Source organism: Pyxidicoccus trucidator (genome assembly GCF_010894435.1).
In the GTDB taxonomy this organism is placed as follows: Bacteria; Myxococcota; Myxococcia; order Myxococcales; family Myxococcaceae; genus Myxococcus; species Myxococcus trucidator.
The window spans coordinates 484,584-500,642 of the sequence record NZ_JAAIXZ010000005.1; the positions used below are offsets into that span (position 1 = coordinate 484,584).

A 16,059-nucleotide genomic window follows, 5' to 3' on the forward strand; every position below is an offset into this window, starting at 1 on the left:
CGTCGCCTGGCCGCGTGGTGGCTCAGTTGCCGGCGTAGGCGGACATATTGCTGCCCGGATAGCCGCCGGTGCCCGACCAGGTGGAGGGCAGCGTGGCGAGACCCGGCTGCACCTTGTAGGAACCGGTGCCGCTGGTGTGTCGCCAGTAGATGTCGCCTCCGCCGGTGGGGCTGAGGACGGCCAGCCAGTACGTCGTGCCCGATGTCACCGCCTGGGACGTAATCGTGCAGACGTTCCATGCACCGGGCGTGACTGTCGCGACGGTGCAGCTGCGCAGCAGCGCGCCGGGCGTCCCGCTCCCATTCGCATACAGGCCGAGCTGGAGCGTGGTGGCCGCCGTCTGTCCATCCACGTAGACGCGCAGCTGCGTGACGTTGCCGGTGGCGCTCGCCACGTAGTCGAACGCGGCCGCGACGCCCGCGTGCTCGAAGTCGGACGTCGTCAGCACGGTGCTGTTCCCGACGAGGGCCGTGGGCGCGGCGGGGGTCGTCGCGCTGGCGTTGGCCGTGAAGGCCGAGCTCCCCACGGCGTTCGTGGCCCGGACCCGGTACCAGTAGCGCGTGCTCGCGGCCCGGCCCGTGTCACTGAACGTCGTCACGTTGGCGCCCGGCGCCCCGACCTGGGCGAAGGTGCCCGGGACCCCGGAGACGTCCGGCGCCCGCTCCACCTGGAAGCCGCTCTCGTTGGTCGAGGCATCGGTCCACGCCAGGTTGATCTGCCCCGACGACACCGCCGTGGCCGTCAGCCCGGTGGGCGCCGCGGGCGCGGTGGCGGCGCTGCTCACGGTGATGGAAACGGTGGCGGAGTTCGTGCTGGCGGCGGGGTTGCCGGTGTCCACGGCCACGGCGCGCACCGTGTGGCTTCCCTGGGCGGGATTGCTCCAGGTGCAGCCATAGGGGCTGGTGTTGCTGGTGCAGATGAGCGACGTGCCGTCCGCGTAGAAGTCCACCCGCGCGATGCTCCGGCCATGACCCGCGGTGGCCGTCGCGGAGAGCGGCACGGAGGCTGGCGCCGTGTACGTGGCATTGGCGACGGGCGAGGTGAGGCTCACCGTGGGCGGGTTGGACAGCGTCAGGGGCACCGCGGCGGAGGTGGTGGCCTGGAGCGTGTCGTCGGTGGCCTTCGCCGTCACGCTGTGCGCGCCGTCCTGGAGCGAGCTGACCCCGCAGCTCACGGACGTCGTGGTGGGCGCATTCACCGTGCAGAGCAGCGTCGTGCCGTTGTCGAAGAACTCGACCTTCGTGAGCGTGCGGCCCGGACCCGCCGTGGCGGTGGCCTGGAGGTTCAGGTTGGCGGGCGCGGTGAAGTTGGCGTTGGCGGCCGGCTGGGTGATGGACACCGTCGGCGCGGTGGAGCTGCCCGCCGAGAGGCCATACATGGACGCGCTGGACGCGCCCGCGTACACGGTGGAGGTGCCGAACGTGGGGCCTGGCAGCGCGGAGAGTCCCGTGGGGGAGTAGCGCATGGAGCCGGTGGGCAGGTCCATGTAGCGGAAGACGCCGCCCCCGTTCGCGCCCAGCAGGGCCAGCCAGTAGACGGTGCCCGATGTGAGCGTCACCTGCGGCGAGGCGGTGCAGCCGTACCACTGGCCCGTCACCAGCGGCAGCGGGTCCACCACGGAGGTGGTGCAGGAGGAGAGCAGGGTGCCCGGAGCGCCCGAGGCATCGCTGTAGACGCCTATGGACAGCGAGCCATTGGCATTGCCCGGCGCCGCGAAGACCTTGAGCGTCCCCAGCGTCCCCGTCGCGACGGCGGTGTACTGGAAGACGTTCACCGAGCCACCGTTGTCGAAGTCGTTCTGCGTCCCCACGGTGTCGACGCCCACGAGCCGCACGCCGCCCACGGAGGGGCTCACCGTGAAGCTCACCGGCGCGGAGCTCGTGACGAGCGCCGGGCTGCCATTGTCCGTCGCGCGGGCGAAGACGTTGGAATACGTGCCGGCCGTCGCGTTCCAGGTGCACCCCGTGCCGGTGGTGGTGAAGCAGAGCGACGTGGTGCCCTGGAAGAACTCCACGCGCGTGAGGGTCCGCCCCGCGCCCGCGCTGGCTGAGGCGCTGAGCGTCATGCTCCCCGTGGGCAACGTGGCGCCGGAGGTGGGGCTGAGGATGCTGACCGTGGGCGGGCCGGCGACTGTGATTGCCACCGACGCGGAGCCGCTCTCTCCCAGGGAGTCCACCGCCTCCGCGCTCACGGTGTGGCTGCCATTGCCCAGGCTGCTCGTGGCCGTGCAGGTGGCGGGATTGGAGACCGGGGCGTTCACGGTGCAGAGCACGGTGGCGCCCGCGCGGAACGTGACGCTGGCAAGCGTGCGGCCCGTAATGGCCGTGGCCGTGGCGCCCAGGCTGAGCGTCGCGGGCGCGGTGAAGTTCTGCCCGGCGGAGGGCGTGGTGATGGCGACGGTGGGCGCGGTAGGAGGCGCCCCGGAGATGACGATGACGCCGCTGGTCGAGTGGCGGATGCGGAGCGCGTGGTTGCCGGTGTCGAAGGTCCACCCGTCCGCGGCCAGGTCCGTGCGCTGGGAGAGGGCGGTACCGCCCGCCGTCACCGTCGAGGGAACGAAGGCGAGGCGGAGCACCTCCGTCGCGCTGGCGTCGTAGGTGGTGTAGCGGACCTCGCTGCCGGGCCCGTAGGTGACGCTCTTCACGACGGAGGTGGAGCGCAGCAGGTGGTTCTGTCCGGCGGGCGCCCAGTCCGGCTGCGCGCCCATGCCGATGACGAAGTGACGGATGAAGTCACCCCAGCCATCCGTGAACCAGACGTTGTTGGGGTAGGGCCCGTCGATGGTCAGCCCGCTGTTGCGCACCATGTACGTGGCCCAGTTGAACGCGCGGAAGGCCTTGTCCTTCGCCGCCGCATCCCCGGTGAGCTCCGCGTAGCGCGCATTCACCGCGGCGTAGCGCGCGGTGTGGCTGCCCATCTTGTAGTGGAAGGCGTACTGCTCCTTGATGGGCCGCGCGCCGAACTCGAGCGTGTCCCCGAAGTTCGTCTCGATGAAGGCGATGATGTTCTGCACGTGCGCCTGCCAGCTCGGGTCCAGGGCGGGGTTGTCCATGAGGAACTTGGCCGTCTCCCCGGGGACGAGCTGGTTCAGGTTGTTGGTGGCGTCCGAGCCCACATCCTCGAAGTACTGGGTCCAGTTCTGCGTCGCGATGGGGCCGTTGGCGCCGAGCAGCCACGCGAGGACCGTGGCCTGGGTGCTCTGCCACTGGGACAGCCGCGTGGCGGTGTAGCCGGGTGCGCCGTCCAGGGCGCCCGCCTGGCCCAGCCGGATGAGCTCCTGGAAGAGCTTGAGGGGTTCCACGACGTTGGACGCGTAGTTGTCGACGATGTTCGCGCCCGTGCGCACGACGTTGTCGGAGGCCCGCACGCGGTAGGGCCACGGCGACACGGTGGCGCTCGGGGTGCGCAGGTGGCTGGTGAGCTGGTTTGCCGCGTGGATGGCCATGTCGCGGTAGGCCGTGTTGCCATTGAACTTGAAGGCCAGGACGGCGGCCCACGCGAGCGCGCCCACCTTCTCCGGCTGGAGGTAGCCCACGCCGTCCCCCACTCCCACCGACCCGCCCGCCTGCGCACCGGCGTACGTCAGCGTGCCGCTGGCGCCGCTCGCGTAGGGCACCTGCGACCAGTGGTCTCCCACGGCCGTCATTCCGTGCGCCAGGTGCCAGTCCAGCAGCGCCAGCGCGGCGTCCCGCAGGCGCGGGTCATTCTTGTAGGGCGAGTACGCGAGGCCGGACTCGATGAGCATCGCATTCAGTCCGGCGGGGTTGTGGGGCCAGCCCACCGGCTGGCCAGCGGGAGAACACCCGGGCGCCGTGCCGCTGCACAGGTACGAGTGCGCGTAGTAGGCGGGCTTGGGCACCGAGGGGTTCGTGAGGTTGGACAGGTTGGGCAGCGCGAGCAGGTAGTTCTGGTTCAGGTCCAGCACGTAGTCATACGCGGCGGACGAGCCCGGGTTCGTGGGTGGCGCCCAGGACAGGAGCTTCCCCGTGCCGTCGCACTGCGCGGCGTGCTGGTCGATGCTGCCTCCGCCGCTGCAGGCGAGCGCCTGTCGCACGGGGGTTGCTCCAGGCGCTTCGGTGGGCTCGGGGGAGCCGGAGGGTGCGACGCAGCCGGTGAGCAGGACGCAGGTGAGCGCGCCGATGAGGCCCGAGCGCGACGCGAGGAGGGAGCGGACGGTCCGCTCCGGAGGGGGGGAATGCATGGGGTGGGTCCTTCAGGGGGGAGTGCGACAGGCCGTGCGCGCACGAAAGGCGACGGCCCCGGAGATTGCTCTCTCCAGGGCCGGTGGGAACTGCCTGGGTGGGGAATGCGTGGAAGGGGCTGTCGTGGCGGGATTATCGCCGCGCCCGGTCGCCGGTTGCGTCGCGCCCGGGGGCGCAGCCCAGACACTCCGGGTCCGGCCGGCCTTGGGGGCAGCCCCACCATCGGGTGAGAATCCTCCCGGTGAACCTGCTCCCGCTGCTGGTCCTGCTCACCGCCGTCTCCGCCGAGGCCGCCGGCACACCCTGCGAGCCCGTGGACGGCGCTCCCGGTGATGACGGCGTTCCCTCCCGGCCCACGCTCGTCCGCTGGGCCCGGAGTCACCTCGGCCCGGAGGCCGCCCACCTCGTCGGCGCGCTCGACTGGGAGCAGGTCTCGTGGTCAGGCTCGGAGGGACGCTATCTCGCGCCACCGCCCTCACAGTCCGGCTGGAGCGTCCGCCTCGCGGTCCCCGAGCCCTTCCGGCTCTCGGCTTCGTTCGCCCTGGAGCCCGGCGCCTGCCTCACCCTCCGTCAGTACGGCGCGGACCCGCTCTCCACCGAGGAGGGCGCGCTGGCCCTCGAGGGCCCCTGGCGCGTGGAGCTTCGACTGTCCGCGGGAGGCCGGACGAAGCCCGTTCAGCTCCCTGGCATCCCGCAACTCGTCGTCGCCTGGAGCCGCGAAGCCGGGCGCCCGCGGGCCCGCCTCATCGCCGAGCACCCCTCACGGAACTTCGAGTTCGACCTCGCCCTCCCCCAGGGCACGTCCGAGCACACCTGGAGTACCCTGACGCGCCCGCGCGTCTCCAAGGTCATGCAGGAACTCCTCCTCGGGCTGCTGGCTCCCGGTGAAGCGCCTTCGCGCCAGCGTCAGGCCGCCGTGACACTCCTCGCCACCGAAGGGCAGCACTTCGACGGGAGCGCCCAGGGCACCCTGCGCACCCTGCTGCTCATGAAGCGGCTCGCCCCCAGGGATGCCGCGGCGCTGGACCTGGTGGCCCGGGCTTCGGTGGAGGGAGGCGAGGCCGCCCTCTTCACCGTGGACGGCGCCGCGCCTCCACGTCTCTGGGTGGATGGGCAGGAGCTCTCCTCCCACTGGGCGCCGCGAGCGAAGGGCTTCGAGGTGGGCACCCGGGTGCAGGGCTTCCTGCTCGTGCGGGTGGAGTGGCCCGAGGGGGAGGCCCAGTCCTTCTGGGCTGCGCTGGGCCCGGGCGTCCGGCTCCACCTGAGGGCGCACCAGGGTCCCCGCCAGGAATCCCCTCCCGAGGGAGCGCGCTGCGTCGTGCTGGAAGGGAGTGACGCCCTCTGGTCCTGCGAGACGGAGTCCCTGCCGCGTCGAGGCCCGCTGCGCTGCCCCTCGCCGTCGGCCCTCCAGAGCGCCAGGTCACTGCGGTCCGAGCAGAAGGGCGGAGCGGGTGCCTCCCTCGTCTTCGTGCCCTCACTGCCCGGCCGCTACACCTTCCGCTGGCATGGCCCCCACATCGATGGGCACTGGGCCCCCGGGTGCGACGGGCCCTGAGCTCGCTGGGGCCAGGGCCCGCCGCGCCTGGGCCGCGGGGTGGAGCGGGCCTCCGAGGGCCGCACGCCGGCCCTCCACGTCAACGTCCTGACCTGACGGGGCAACTCTTTCTCTCAGGTCCCGATAACCCCTGGAACCCGAGAGCCAGGAGTCCCAGCGATGACCATCAGCGGAGTTGGAAAGGGCATCAGCCGCCCGGTGACGCCGCGCCCTCCGGAGCCGAAGGCGACGCCCGTGGCCGCGAGCAACCAGGTTGCCCGTTCCCAGGCGAGCTCGGACGTGTTCGTGGGGGCGAGCGCCACGGCCAAGGCCTCCACCCGTGACAACGCGAACCTGCCCCCCGTCCAGTCCAACCAGGGCACGGTCCAGGCCGGCACGGTGGTGTTGGACGAGGCGACGAAGGTGGCGCGCGGCGCGTTGAAGGTCGACGCGAACGCCGACCCCAAGACGTACGACGGCATGTACCTGGGTTCGGACGGCTACGCCTATCCGCCGGACAAGTTCTCCATCTCGGAGGTGCCGCCGTTCCAGCCGGAGCAACCCCTCGCCAGCCCGACGCCGACGACGTACCACGTCAACGGCATCTGCACGCCGCCGGGCAGCGCCACGGGCGACGCCCAGAAGATGGCGAACGAGACGGGCACCAACGTGGTGCCCATCTACAACGCCACGGAGGGCCTGCCCGCGGACATCGCGCAGACCGGCATGGACCGGCTGGGGCTCGGTGACAACAAGGCGGCGCAGACGCTGGCGGACGCCATCTACAACGACCTGCAGGCGGGCAAGAAGGTCAACGTCACGGGCTACAGCCAGGGCGGCGCCATCGTGGCGAGCGCGCTGCGGGAGGTGGACAACCGCATCAAGGACGACATGGGCGGCTTCTGGGGCAACCTGCCCATCCTCGGCGACGGCAACCGCCAGAAGCGCGAGGAGCTGCTCGGCAACATCAACGCCTCCATGTTCGCGGGCGCGGGCAAGACGTTCCCGGACGGGCCGAACTACACCTTCTACGTCAACAAGCAGGACCCCGTGCCGACGTGGCTGGGCACGCACGAGTTCAACCCCGTCACGGACATCGTCAGTGGCATCGTGTCCGGGCTCTTCCCCGGCATTGGCGGCCTCAACGGGGGCTCGTCCATGCAGGCCCCGGAGGGCGCCACCATCCACACGTTCGACTCCGCGGGGAAGGACTCGGACGTGTTCGCTCCTGAAGGCAAGCACGGCATCGACACGTACCTGGGGAACATCCAGGACGCGGTCTGAGCTGCCTGCCCTGAGCGAGACGGAGCTCACCCGAGGGTGCACGCCACGTGCGGGCGTGTCCCTCGGGGCTCCTCCGCGCGGGACTACCGCCGACGCAGCCGCTTCTCGTAGCGCGCGCTCAGCTTGCCCTGGGAGACCTCGGGCACGTGCACCGGCGCGTCCGCCCACTCCGACAGCCGCTGGAAGAAGAAGGTGCGCTGGGGCTCGGGCAGCGCGCTCAGCGTCCCGTAGAAGCCGATGCCCGCCGGGTCCACGATGCGGTACGCGTCATTCCACGGGCTCACCCCGAAGGCCGAAGCACTCCACGGGCTCAGGGCGCCGTCGACGATGAGCACGCGCCGGGCGTGCCACCGCATCCACACCTCCACCTTGAGCATGGGCACCGGGTTGTAGACCTTCGTCACGCCCTCGGGCGGCAGCAGCGTGGGGACCTGCCCACCCGGGTAGCGCAGGAGGGAGCCCAGCTCCGCTTCCGGAAACAGCGGCGCGCCCAGCTCCGTGGCGCACTGGTAGCTCTCCGGCTCGGTGACACTGTGCAGCGCCTGGTCCGAGAAGATGTACGCGGGGCCCGCCACCAGGTCCACGAAGGCGAACAGCTCCTCGTCCGACACGGTGGGCTCCGGAATGGTGTCGCAGTCATACGGCGCCAGCCCCATGTACTGCCAGAAGTAGAACGGCAGCCGCACCACGCTGAACTCGAACGCCTTGTCCACGCCCACCGTGTCGAAGGTGAAGCCCCACTCCGCCTGCGCCGCCACCATCGGCGTCAGCGCCTCGCGACGCTCCAGCGCCGCCCGCTGCACCGCCTTCAGCCGCTCGCGGCACGTCGCGTCGCCCACGTTGGCCAGGAAGTGCGGCGTCCGGACATCCTGCAAGCCCAGGCTGTGCCGCTCCGCGTAGGGAATCGTGCCCTCCACGTCGTTCGGGTAGTAGTAGCGATGCAGGATGGCCGCCGTGCCGCCCCGGAACACGCCCGTGGACAGCCAGCGCGCGCCGTAAATCGTCTTGAACACCTCCACCACGCGGTGCGCGTCCGCCGCGGACTGCCAGACGTCCAGCAACTTCCAGTCGCGCGAGGCCGGCGTCGACGTGCCGTAGAAGCGGTGCTCCACCGTCACCTGGTTGCCCTTCAAGAGGTCCACCGGCTCCGCGGCGATGGGCTCCGCGAAGATTTCCGCGCCCTCCGTGTCGATGACCATCGGCGCCGCCACCGAGCGGTGGAACAGCGTCATGCGCTGGAGGAACTTCTCGCCCGCCGGATTGCGGTGGTCCGCGGGTTGCTCGAAGTCGAGCGTGAAGAAGCGAAAGTCGTCGATCTGCTCGTCCCCCAGAATCGTGACGCCCGGAAGCGCTTCCAGCCTCGCGCGGATGTCGCCGTCGATGTTGCTCACGCCCGACGGCGCCTCCGCCGACGGCTCTACCTCGCGTCCCGCCTCCGACGTGTCACCACAGGCCGCCAGCAACGACAACGCCAGCGCGCCCACCACACCTCGAAACCAATACTTCACTCCCAGCATGTCCAACTCCTCGCGATGAACAACGTCACTCGGGTTCAGTCAGGAACCAGTCCGGGATATTCTCACAAAACAAGAAATATTGGCTAGTCGTGAAAATCCACACTCCATGTACGGAGCACCGGAGGACTTCGCGAGAAGTCCTCCGGTGGGCCGGCGACTCCGGGACCGGGGGCTCCGGACGGCCCATATGTCCACGAACCTCGCCGCGGCGCCGAGTGCCGCTCCCGGCGGTCTTCTGGACAGTGGCTGTTTACCGGGGCAGATGTGTGCACCGATGGCCTCCCGTCCGCCCTCCGCGCGAGCCTCTTCCGTCCGGACGCAGAAGACGAAGCAGCTCCCCTCTGGCGCCCGGCGCGTCGTGGGGAAGCGCTCCGGCCCGGGCTGGAGTCGCTGGGCGCTTGGCGGGTGGCTGCTGCTCGTCGTCTGGCTCAGCGTGGGGTACGCGCGGCTGCCCGACGTGAGCCCCCTGCGAACGCAGAACCCGCCCACCACCGCGCTCATGGAGCAGCGGGCCGAGGAGGCGCGCGAGGCGGGCAAGAAGCCCCGTGTGCGCCAGGCCTGGGTGTCCCTCGGCGCGGTGGCCCCGCACGCGGTGGACGCCGTGCTGCTCTCCGAGGATGCGCGCTTCTACCAGCACGAAGGCGTGGACTGGACCGAGGTGGAGAATTCCCTCGAGCAGTCGGTGCGCCAGGCTCGCCTGGGGCGCGGCGCCTCCACCCTCACTCAGCAGCTGGCGAAGAACCTCTACCTCTCCACGGACCGCAGCCTGCTGCGCAAGGGCAAGGAGCTGCTGCTCGCGCGCCGGCTGGAGGCCGACCTGTCCAAGCAGCGCATCCTCGCGCTGTACATGAACGTCGTGGAGTGGGGAGACGGCGTGTACGGCATCGAGGCGGCGGCACGCGAGCACTTCGGCACCTCGGCGCGGGCACTCAGTGTGGCGCAGGGCGCGATGCTCGCGGGCATGCTGCCCGCCCCGCGCCGCTGGCTGCCCGCCCAGCGGCCAGAGGCCCTGCGCACCCGCGCCAGCGTCATCCTCGGGAGGCTGGAGCGCGAGGGGCGCATCAGCGGGGAGCAAGCCCGCGAAGCCCAGGCCGAGCTCTCGCGCTTCTTCAGCGCACCGCCCGCGCCCGGCTCCGTGGCGGAGGCCATCTCCCGGCTGCCCGCGGGAAGCTGAGCCACACGCCTCGCGGCAGGAGCTTGGAGCGCTCCATTACGGCGCTGCCCTCCGCGCTGTGGCTGGAGCCGTGGAGGGAAGCGGGCACATGGGCAGCCGCGCGCCGACCGTCGGCATCGCCACGGGGCAGGCGTACTCAAAGGGGGCTGCGCGGCCCGCTGCACCGGTCGGGAGCACAGGTCGGACTCTGGAGCAGCTGGCTATGGATGGTCGTCTCGAGCCGCGGGGCCTGAGGTGGCAGGGCGTTGCCGAGTCATGGCTGGGAAGTAGCACGCGCTCCTGTATTCAAAGCTGTCCCAACCATCACAGTCCTTCTGGTCCACGGGTAGCTTCCTCCAGCAACCGCCGTTGATGGCGACCTGCTCTTTGCCGGGACAGCGGCCGTTGGCGTCCGGGCGCTGCTGCCCTGGAAAGGGTTTCGGTGGCAGGTCTACCGCGATGGAGGACCACATGGAGGGAACTCGCTCTGGTGCCACCGGCGCCGTCAGGACCGAGTCCCCGACGGCCACGGTGCCGGCATCCTTCGTCTCTTCCTGCTGCGCGAGGTGGGACGTCGCGGGCTCCTCGAAGCGATTCACGCTCAGCAGCCCCCCGGCGCTCAGCGCCAGTGCACCTCCGAGGCCGGCGGCGGCGAGCCTGGGCCACCTGCGCATGGGAGGAGGGCGCCGCACCGTGACGCGCTGGGGGACGGGAAGGAGGCTGGCGGGCCGAGGCTCTTCTCCCGTGAAGAGCGGCACATCCGCCTCGCGTCCCGCGTTGCGCGCGGCCTGCTCCAGCGCTTCCGCCACCTCGCGCGCGCTGCCTCGCGCCTCGGGGCGGGGCGAGAGCATCCGGGACACCAGGGCGCTGAGCTCCGGAATGCAGCGGGGGTTGCAGACTCGCGCCGTCCAGTGCGCCAGCTCCTCGGTGCGCCAGAGCCAGGCCTCCGCCTTCTCCCAGGGGTGGGCGGACGGAGGGTACTTCTCGGTGACGAGGCGATAGGCGGTGACACCCAGGGCGAAGAGGTCATCCGCGGGCCCCGGGGCATAGGGGACGGGCGGGGGCTTACGGGAGCCGAAGACGAAGCGCCACGCCTCGGGCGAGCGGTAGGACGGGGTTCCGGGAGGAAAGAGGTGCGAGGTGAGGGTGGAGGCGCCCAGGTGGTGTCCTGAGCCGAAGTCCATGAGGAAGGGCTGCGCGTCTGCGCGCCGGACGAGGACGTTGTCACCCTTCACATCGCGGTGGAGGCCTCCTGCCGAATGGGTGGCGTCCAGGGCGCGGGCCAGCCGGGCCAGAAGCTGAAGCACCTGTCGTGAAGACGGGCGCTGTGCCTGGGCCCACGCATAGAGTGGCGTGCCCTCCACCCACTCCATGACGAGCCAGGCGTAGGAGACGCCCTCGCAGGGCTGCCAGTGGCCATAATCCAGCAGGCGTGGGACGGCGGGGTGGTGGACGCGGGAGAGCAGCTCGGCCTCCCGGGCGAAGCGCCCATCCCCCGGGTGCAGGGCCAGCTTGAGGGCCACGATGTGCGCGGACTCCTGCTGCGCTTCGAGCACGGCGCGGTAGACGACGCCGTAGGAGCCCCGGCCGCGCTGCCCGAGCAGCAGCCACGGGCCGAGTCGCGTCCCGGGGGGCAGGCTTCCCGGACTGAGGTAATCAGACTCCATGAGGCACCTCGTGAGGCGGTCGCACCGCGCCCGAGGAGACTACTCGCGAGGTAGTGGAACTCCAACCCCATCCGGCAGGTGGACGACAGCCCTCCCCACCGGACTGACATGGGGAGTCCGGAGCGCCACAGGTGAAAGCGCAGGACTCACCGCCGCCGCAGGTCGCGCAGCAACGGGGTGACGCGCGCTTCGGTCAGTGCGCCGCTCGCGAGGCTCCCGGTCCGCTCGATGTCGCCCCGGTGGATGACGGGACAAGGAGGTGCTCGCGGAGTACAGGTCCGCGCAGGCCGAGGCGGAAGCCCGGTTCCGGCCGAAGCGACCGAAGACGCGTTGATACATCCATTCCTCGCACTTCCTCCGCAAGAAAGTCATTTCGCGTAGACCTTCTGGGACGCTTGTCCGTTCACGGAGCGGCTGTTTCCCCCCAACAAGGAACGCGAGTGATGCTGCAAAAGAAGTACTTCCCCTGGACCCTGATATTGACAGGACTGACGCTGCTCACGGCATGCGACCGTGAGCCCAGGCTTGTCGAGGTCATTTCCTCTCATGGGCCCGGGGACCTGATGCTGCTCATTGAGCGGGAGGGCGGAGCAGGCCCCTACGTCGAAAGCACGCAGGAACAATTCCGGATCGTCGCCTCGGGCGAGGCCTTCAAGTCGGTGCGTTGGAGCACCAACGCCGGGGCGCTCGAGTCCGACGCGGAGCATGTCACCTGGACGCTACCCCCAGCGGGGACGGCTTCCTTGTCTGTCTTGGTAGAGACGGAGTCCGGCAAGACGGCGCAGGGGGCTTTCCACTTCAGCGTGGTGGCGTCTCCGCTCGCCGCCAGTACGGTGATCGACCCGGGGCCGGACGTGACGGGCAGCACCTGCGAGCTCGCGTTCGACGACGCGGGCAAGGGACACGTCGTCTACACGAACGACACCCACAACACTCTCTGGTACGCGACCTGGGACGGCACGACGTGGAAGACAGAGCAGATTGACGGTCCCGGTTTCAACACCGGTGGCATGTTCGTCACGAAGCCCGTGCTGGCGCTCGACGCGGCGACCGGCACGCCGCACGTCGGTTATCTCAAGAGCACCGGCCCTCTTGCGGTCGCCACGTTCCGCATCGGCTACGCCACGCGCGTCAATGGCGCATGGACTCGCGAGAGCGTGGACACCGCGGCGACGAACCGGTTGGGTATCGCCCTCAACCCCGCACAGGGCCAGCAACCGGTCATCGTCTCCGCCAGCAATTCCATCGGGACCATCCGGGTCGCGACCCGGACGGCGGCCAACACCTGGGCCAGCTCGCTGCTGCCCCTCACCACCGCCCACCTCACGGGCGACCCGGTCTTCGACGCGGCCGGTGGGCTGTATGTCATGACGAATCAGGCCACCGGCGGCATCGGTGCCAGCCACCTGCGGGTCATCCGGGGCTCGGTCATCGACTCCTTCAAGGTGGAGGACACCGGCTCCTTCATCCCCTGGAACGCGCTCGTCTGGGGACAGGGCCAGCACCTCCTCGCGCTGGCCAACGGCATCAATGAAGGCGAGCGGGCCGCCATCGATGACATCACGGTCGGCACGCCCCTGTCGGCCAGCACCGTGAGCTCCTCCCCGGTCGACTACCGGTACGCGTCGTCGGACCTCGCGTATGGCGGGGGCAAGCCGGTCGCCGTCCTGCGCAATGGGACGGCCATGGAGCTCAGCACGCCGGACACGCAGGGGTTCTGGACGTATACCCAGCTGGGAACGGTGGATGATGCCACGCGCCCGAGCGTGGCGATCCGTCCCACGGATGGCACGCCGCACGTCTGCTATCAGCGGGATGGGAAGGTAAGCTTCCAGTAGCCCTGCCTCTTCGACTGGGAGGCCGTGCGCGTCCCGGACCTCACCGCCGAAACCCGCGATTGGTTGCGCTCGCCGGAGAACTTCCAGACCGTCCGTGTAGATGCCGAAACAGGCACGCTCGCCTGGGGCGACGCGCGCCCGTTCAGCGCGTCGCTGGTGTACTGGCGCGTGGAGAAATACCGGGTGAAGGCGACCGTCCGCCGGAAGGACGGGACCGTCCTCTCCTCGGTGCTGCTCGGCGGCAGGGGCGAGGTCTGGTCGAAGGGGCTCACCCTCGGGCGGGACCGCACCAACACCGTTGTCGTGGACCAGGAAGGGGTGGCGCCGGTGCACGCCCGGGTGACGGTCGGCGGTGGTCACCACCCCTGCTATTTCATCGAGGTGGTGGAAGGCCTCACCTCGGCGGGAGGGACCTCCGCGTCAACGCCCGGTGAACGCCTGCGGGTCCCAGCCCGCCAGCCGCTCTTGCTGGAGGTGGGACCCTGCGTCGTGGAGATTGAGTAAGCCGGAAGGCTCAGGGCGCACGGAGGCTGAGCGTCGCCACTGCAATTCCGGCACCCGGAGGCAGGCGTCCGGCCCGTGTACGCCTCCACGCGGTGAGTTGTGCGTCACGCGGCAACCATTCCGGAGGCTCACGCCGTCCCGGTGCTTCACTCCTCGGGAAACTGGAGGAGTGCACCATGGCGTCCCCTTCGCTCTCTCCGCGCGTATGGCTGTTCGCCTGTGCGCTGGCGCTCGTCACCCTCGCTGGCTGCGATGACACCCCGGCCCCCGTCGTGGACGCGGGCACTTCCCCTGTGGAGGACTCGGGGACAGTCGACGCGGGGCCCGAGCCGTGGGACGGCGGCTACACCGTGCTGGAGGAGCGCGGTGACTGGCTGGACCGGGGTCCCCATGCCCCGTGCACCCTCAACCCGGGGACGACGCCGAGCTGTGATGACCTGACACCGTCCATGTTCGACCTGTCGTCGTGTGACGCGGACGCGCTCGCCAGCGTGGAGCCCCATGGCATCTACCAGGCCGGCATGCGCGCGGAGACAGTCGCCCAGGACGGCGGCACCACCGTGCTCTTCTCCGCCGTCGGCTTCATGCTCCACTCCGACGGCGGCGCCGACACCCTGGCCACCCGGCCCGTCGTCACCCGGCATACCGACGGCGGCACCTTCTTCATCGCCAGCCGGCCTCCGAGTACGCCCTCCACCAACTTCGCCTTCGCCGGCTGCAAGACTCCCTCGCCCGGCGTCATCACCGGCTGCTTCATCCGCTGCGTCAGTGGACGGTTCTCCCGCACTGGCACCTTCGAGGCGCATCGCATGGCCTGGCCTCCCGGCGAGGCGGAGTCCTCCGGCGGGCTGGTGCTGCGCTCGGAGTCACGGGTGGAACTGGGCCAGCCCGCGGACATCTATGTCACCAAGGACCATGCCTACGTCGTCTCGCTCGACAGGCCGGGCCGCGCTGGAGGCCTCACCGTCTTCGACGTGAGCGACCGGAGCCACCCTGTCTTCAAGACGTCCATCAGCATCCCCGGTGACTCCAACTGGAACGGCGCCTGGGCCCTCGGCGACGCCCTGTACGTTGCCAGTGATGTCTCGGGCACCATCGTCTACGACATCTCCCGGCCCGCCGAGCCCGCCTTCCTGCGCGCCCTGCCCTCGGGGCAGTACGGCGTGCACACCGTGCTCGTCGACGGAGACCGGCTGTATGCCGCGGACAATGAGGGCCTCACGCGCGTCTACGACGTCTCGCGCCCGCTGGATCCCGTGCTGCGGCAGACCATCAGCCTGGACTCGGTCCTCGCCGCAGGGGGAAGCCCCCATGACCACTTCGCCTACCAGGGCCGCCTCTACATCAACAACACCTACGCCGGGTTCTCCATCGTGGACGTCTCCAACCTCGATGACGTGCGACACCTGGGGCAGTACGTGCATGGCAGCTATTCGCACCACAGCGCGGTGGGCACCTTCGCCGGCCGCACCATTGCCTTCGAGGGCGGTGAGTTCGCCGCCTCCCACCTGCGCGTGCTGGACGTCACGGACCCGGCCCACATCGTGAAGATTGGCGAGCACCGCAAGCGCCCCGTCTCCTCCATCCACAACATGATTCTGCGCGGAGACCGCCTCTACATCGCCTGGTACCAGGAGGGCCTGCGCGTGCTGGACGTGTCCAACCCCACGAAGCCGCGCGAGGTGGCGCACTTCAACACCTTCCGCGAGTCGGACCCCGGCCGGTCGGACGGCATCTTCGTGGGCGCCTACGGCATCCGCATTCCCGGGGATGACTTCCTCTACGTCGTGGAGTCCGCTCGCGGGCTGCTCATCCTCGACGAGCCCTGAGCCAGGCGGCTCGTACCCGCTTCATTTCGCTGGAGCGGGCGGCGGTTGTTTCGGGGGGACGACAGAGACTTCGCCGTTCTCCTGCTGGAGCGTGTGGGTGCTGCCGATGGCGAAGCGCTGGAGCTCCTCCAGCGTCTCTGGCGAGTACGTGACGGGCGGATGGCCTTCGCCCTGGAGGACCACGGTGTAGCTCGCGTCGCGCGAGGTCCGCTCCTGCTCGCCCTTGGGCAGCGCCTTGGCGGGGCGCAGCTCGGCGGCGGCGGGCCAGCGCGTCTCGAGCGTCTTCCCGCTCGCCTTCACGTCCCGGTCATGGCTCCAGGTCCACTCCTTCCTCCACACGGGGGCGGAGGCGGTGTCCTCGGGCATCTCGTACTGCTCGCTGCCGTCCTTGGCGTTGTGGTTCCACCTCTGGGTCTCGAACCGCGGGGCGGCGCCCATAACATGGTTCTTCCTGGGTCGTGGCCCTCACGCCGTCGCGGTGAGGCGCCGCGTCGGCTTGACTCCGGAGAGGCTTGTGCGCTCCGGTCCACG

The 16,059-nt window shown here is 70.2% G+C and carries 10 protein-coding genes; 6 read left to right on the plus strand and 4 right to left on the minus strand.

Going from position 1 to position 16,059, the window contains the following annotated elements; translation table 11 throughout:
- Positions 1-22: 22 nt before the first annotated feature.
- Complete coding sequence (locus G4D85_RS17850) at positions 23-4,201, minus strand: Ig-like domain-containing protein (RefSeq protein ID WP_164013435.1); 4,179 nt, start codon at positions 4,199-4,201, stop codon at positions 23-25.
- 242 nt (positions 4,202-4,443) lie between these two features.
- On the opposite strand from G4D85_RS17850, the gene G4D85_RS17855 reads away from it, so the two are divergent.
- Positions 4,444-5,757 (plus strand): hypothetical protein, encoded by a 1,314-nt coding sequence (locus G4D85_RS17855; RefSeq protein ID WP_164013437.1) that lies wholly within the window; start codon positions 4,444-4,446, stop codon positions 5,755-5,757.
- Positions 5,758-5,916: 159 nt separating this feature from the next.
- Entirely contained in the window at positions 5,917-7,020 is a 1,104-nt protein-coding gene (locus G4D85_RS17860) for a PE-PPE domain-containing protein (protein WP_164013439.1), read from the plus strand.
- A gap of 83 nt (positions 7,021-7,103) precedes the next feature.
- Here G4D85_RS17860 and G4D85_RS17865 read toward each other — a convergent pair whose 3' ends face one another.
- A complete protein-coding gene (locus G4D85_RS17865; RefSeq protein ID WP_164013441.1) occupies positions 7,104-8,537 on the minus strand; it encodes a S28 family serine protease in 1,434 nt (477 codons plus the stop codon).
- 274 nt (positions 8,538-8,811) lie between these two features.
- Here G4D85_RS17865 and mtgA point away from each other — a divergent pair, with 274 nt between their 5' ends.
- Positions 8,812-9,711, plus strand: a complete 900-nt coding sequence (gene mtgA, locus G4D85_RS17870; RefSeq protein ID WP_164013443.1) for a monofunctional biosynthetic peptidoglycan transglycosylase — start codon at positions 8,812-8,814, stop codon at positions 9,709-9,711.
- 200 nt (positions 9,712-9,911) lie between these two features.
- On the opposite strand, the gene G4D85_RS17875 is transcribed toward mtgA, so the two are convergent.
- Positions 9,912-11,357: a serine/threonine protein kinase gene (locus tag G4D85_RS17875; protein WP_164013445.1), complete on the minus strand. Its 1,446-nt coding sequence runs from the start codon at positions 11,355-11,357 to the stop codon at positions 9,912-9,914.
- 443 nt (positions 11,358-11,800) lie between these two features.
- On the opposite strand from G4D85_RS17875, the gene G4D85_RS17880 reads away from it, so the two are divergent.
- The 3 genes from G4D85_RS17880 (at position 11,801) to G4D85_RS17890 (ending at position 15,528) form a co-directional block, all read left to right on the plus strand.
- Positions 11,801-13,195, plus strand: a complete 1,395-nt coding sequence (locus tag G4D85_RS17880) for a hypothetical protein (RefSeq protein ID WP_205525588.1) — start codon at positions 11,801-11,803, stop codon at positions 13,193-13,195.
- A 24-nt stretch (positions 13,196-13,219) separates the two neighbouring features.
- On the plus strand, positions 13,220-13,699 hold the full coding sequence (locus G4D85_RS17885; protein WP_164013450.1) for an FHA domain-containing protein: 480 nt from the start codon (positions 13,220-13,222) through the stop codon (positions 13,697-13,699).
- 176 nt (positions 13,700-13,875) lie between these two features.
- Positions 13,876-15,528, plus strand: coding sequence for an LVIVD repeat-containing protein (locus tag G4D85_RS17890; protein ID WP_164013452.1), 1,653 nt, complete (start codon positions 13,876-13,878; stop codon positions 15,526-15,528).
- Positions 15,529-15,549: 21 nt separating this feature from the next.
- On the opposite strand, the gene G4D85_RS17895 is transcribed toward G4D85_RS17890, so the two are convergent.
- The gene (locus tag G4D85_RS17895; RefSeq protein WP_240359344.1) at positions 15,550-15,966 is read right to left on the minus strand and encodes a hypothetical protein; all 417 of its coding nucleotides are present in this window, start codon (positions 15,964-15,966) and stop codon (positions 15,550-15,552) included.
- Positions 15,967-16,059: the final 93 nt, after the last annotated feature.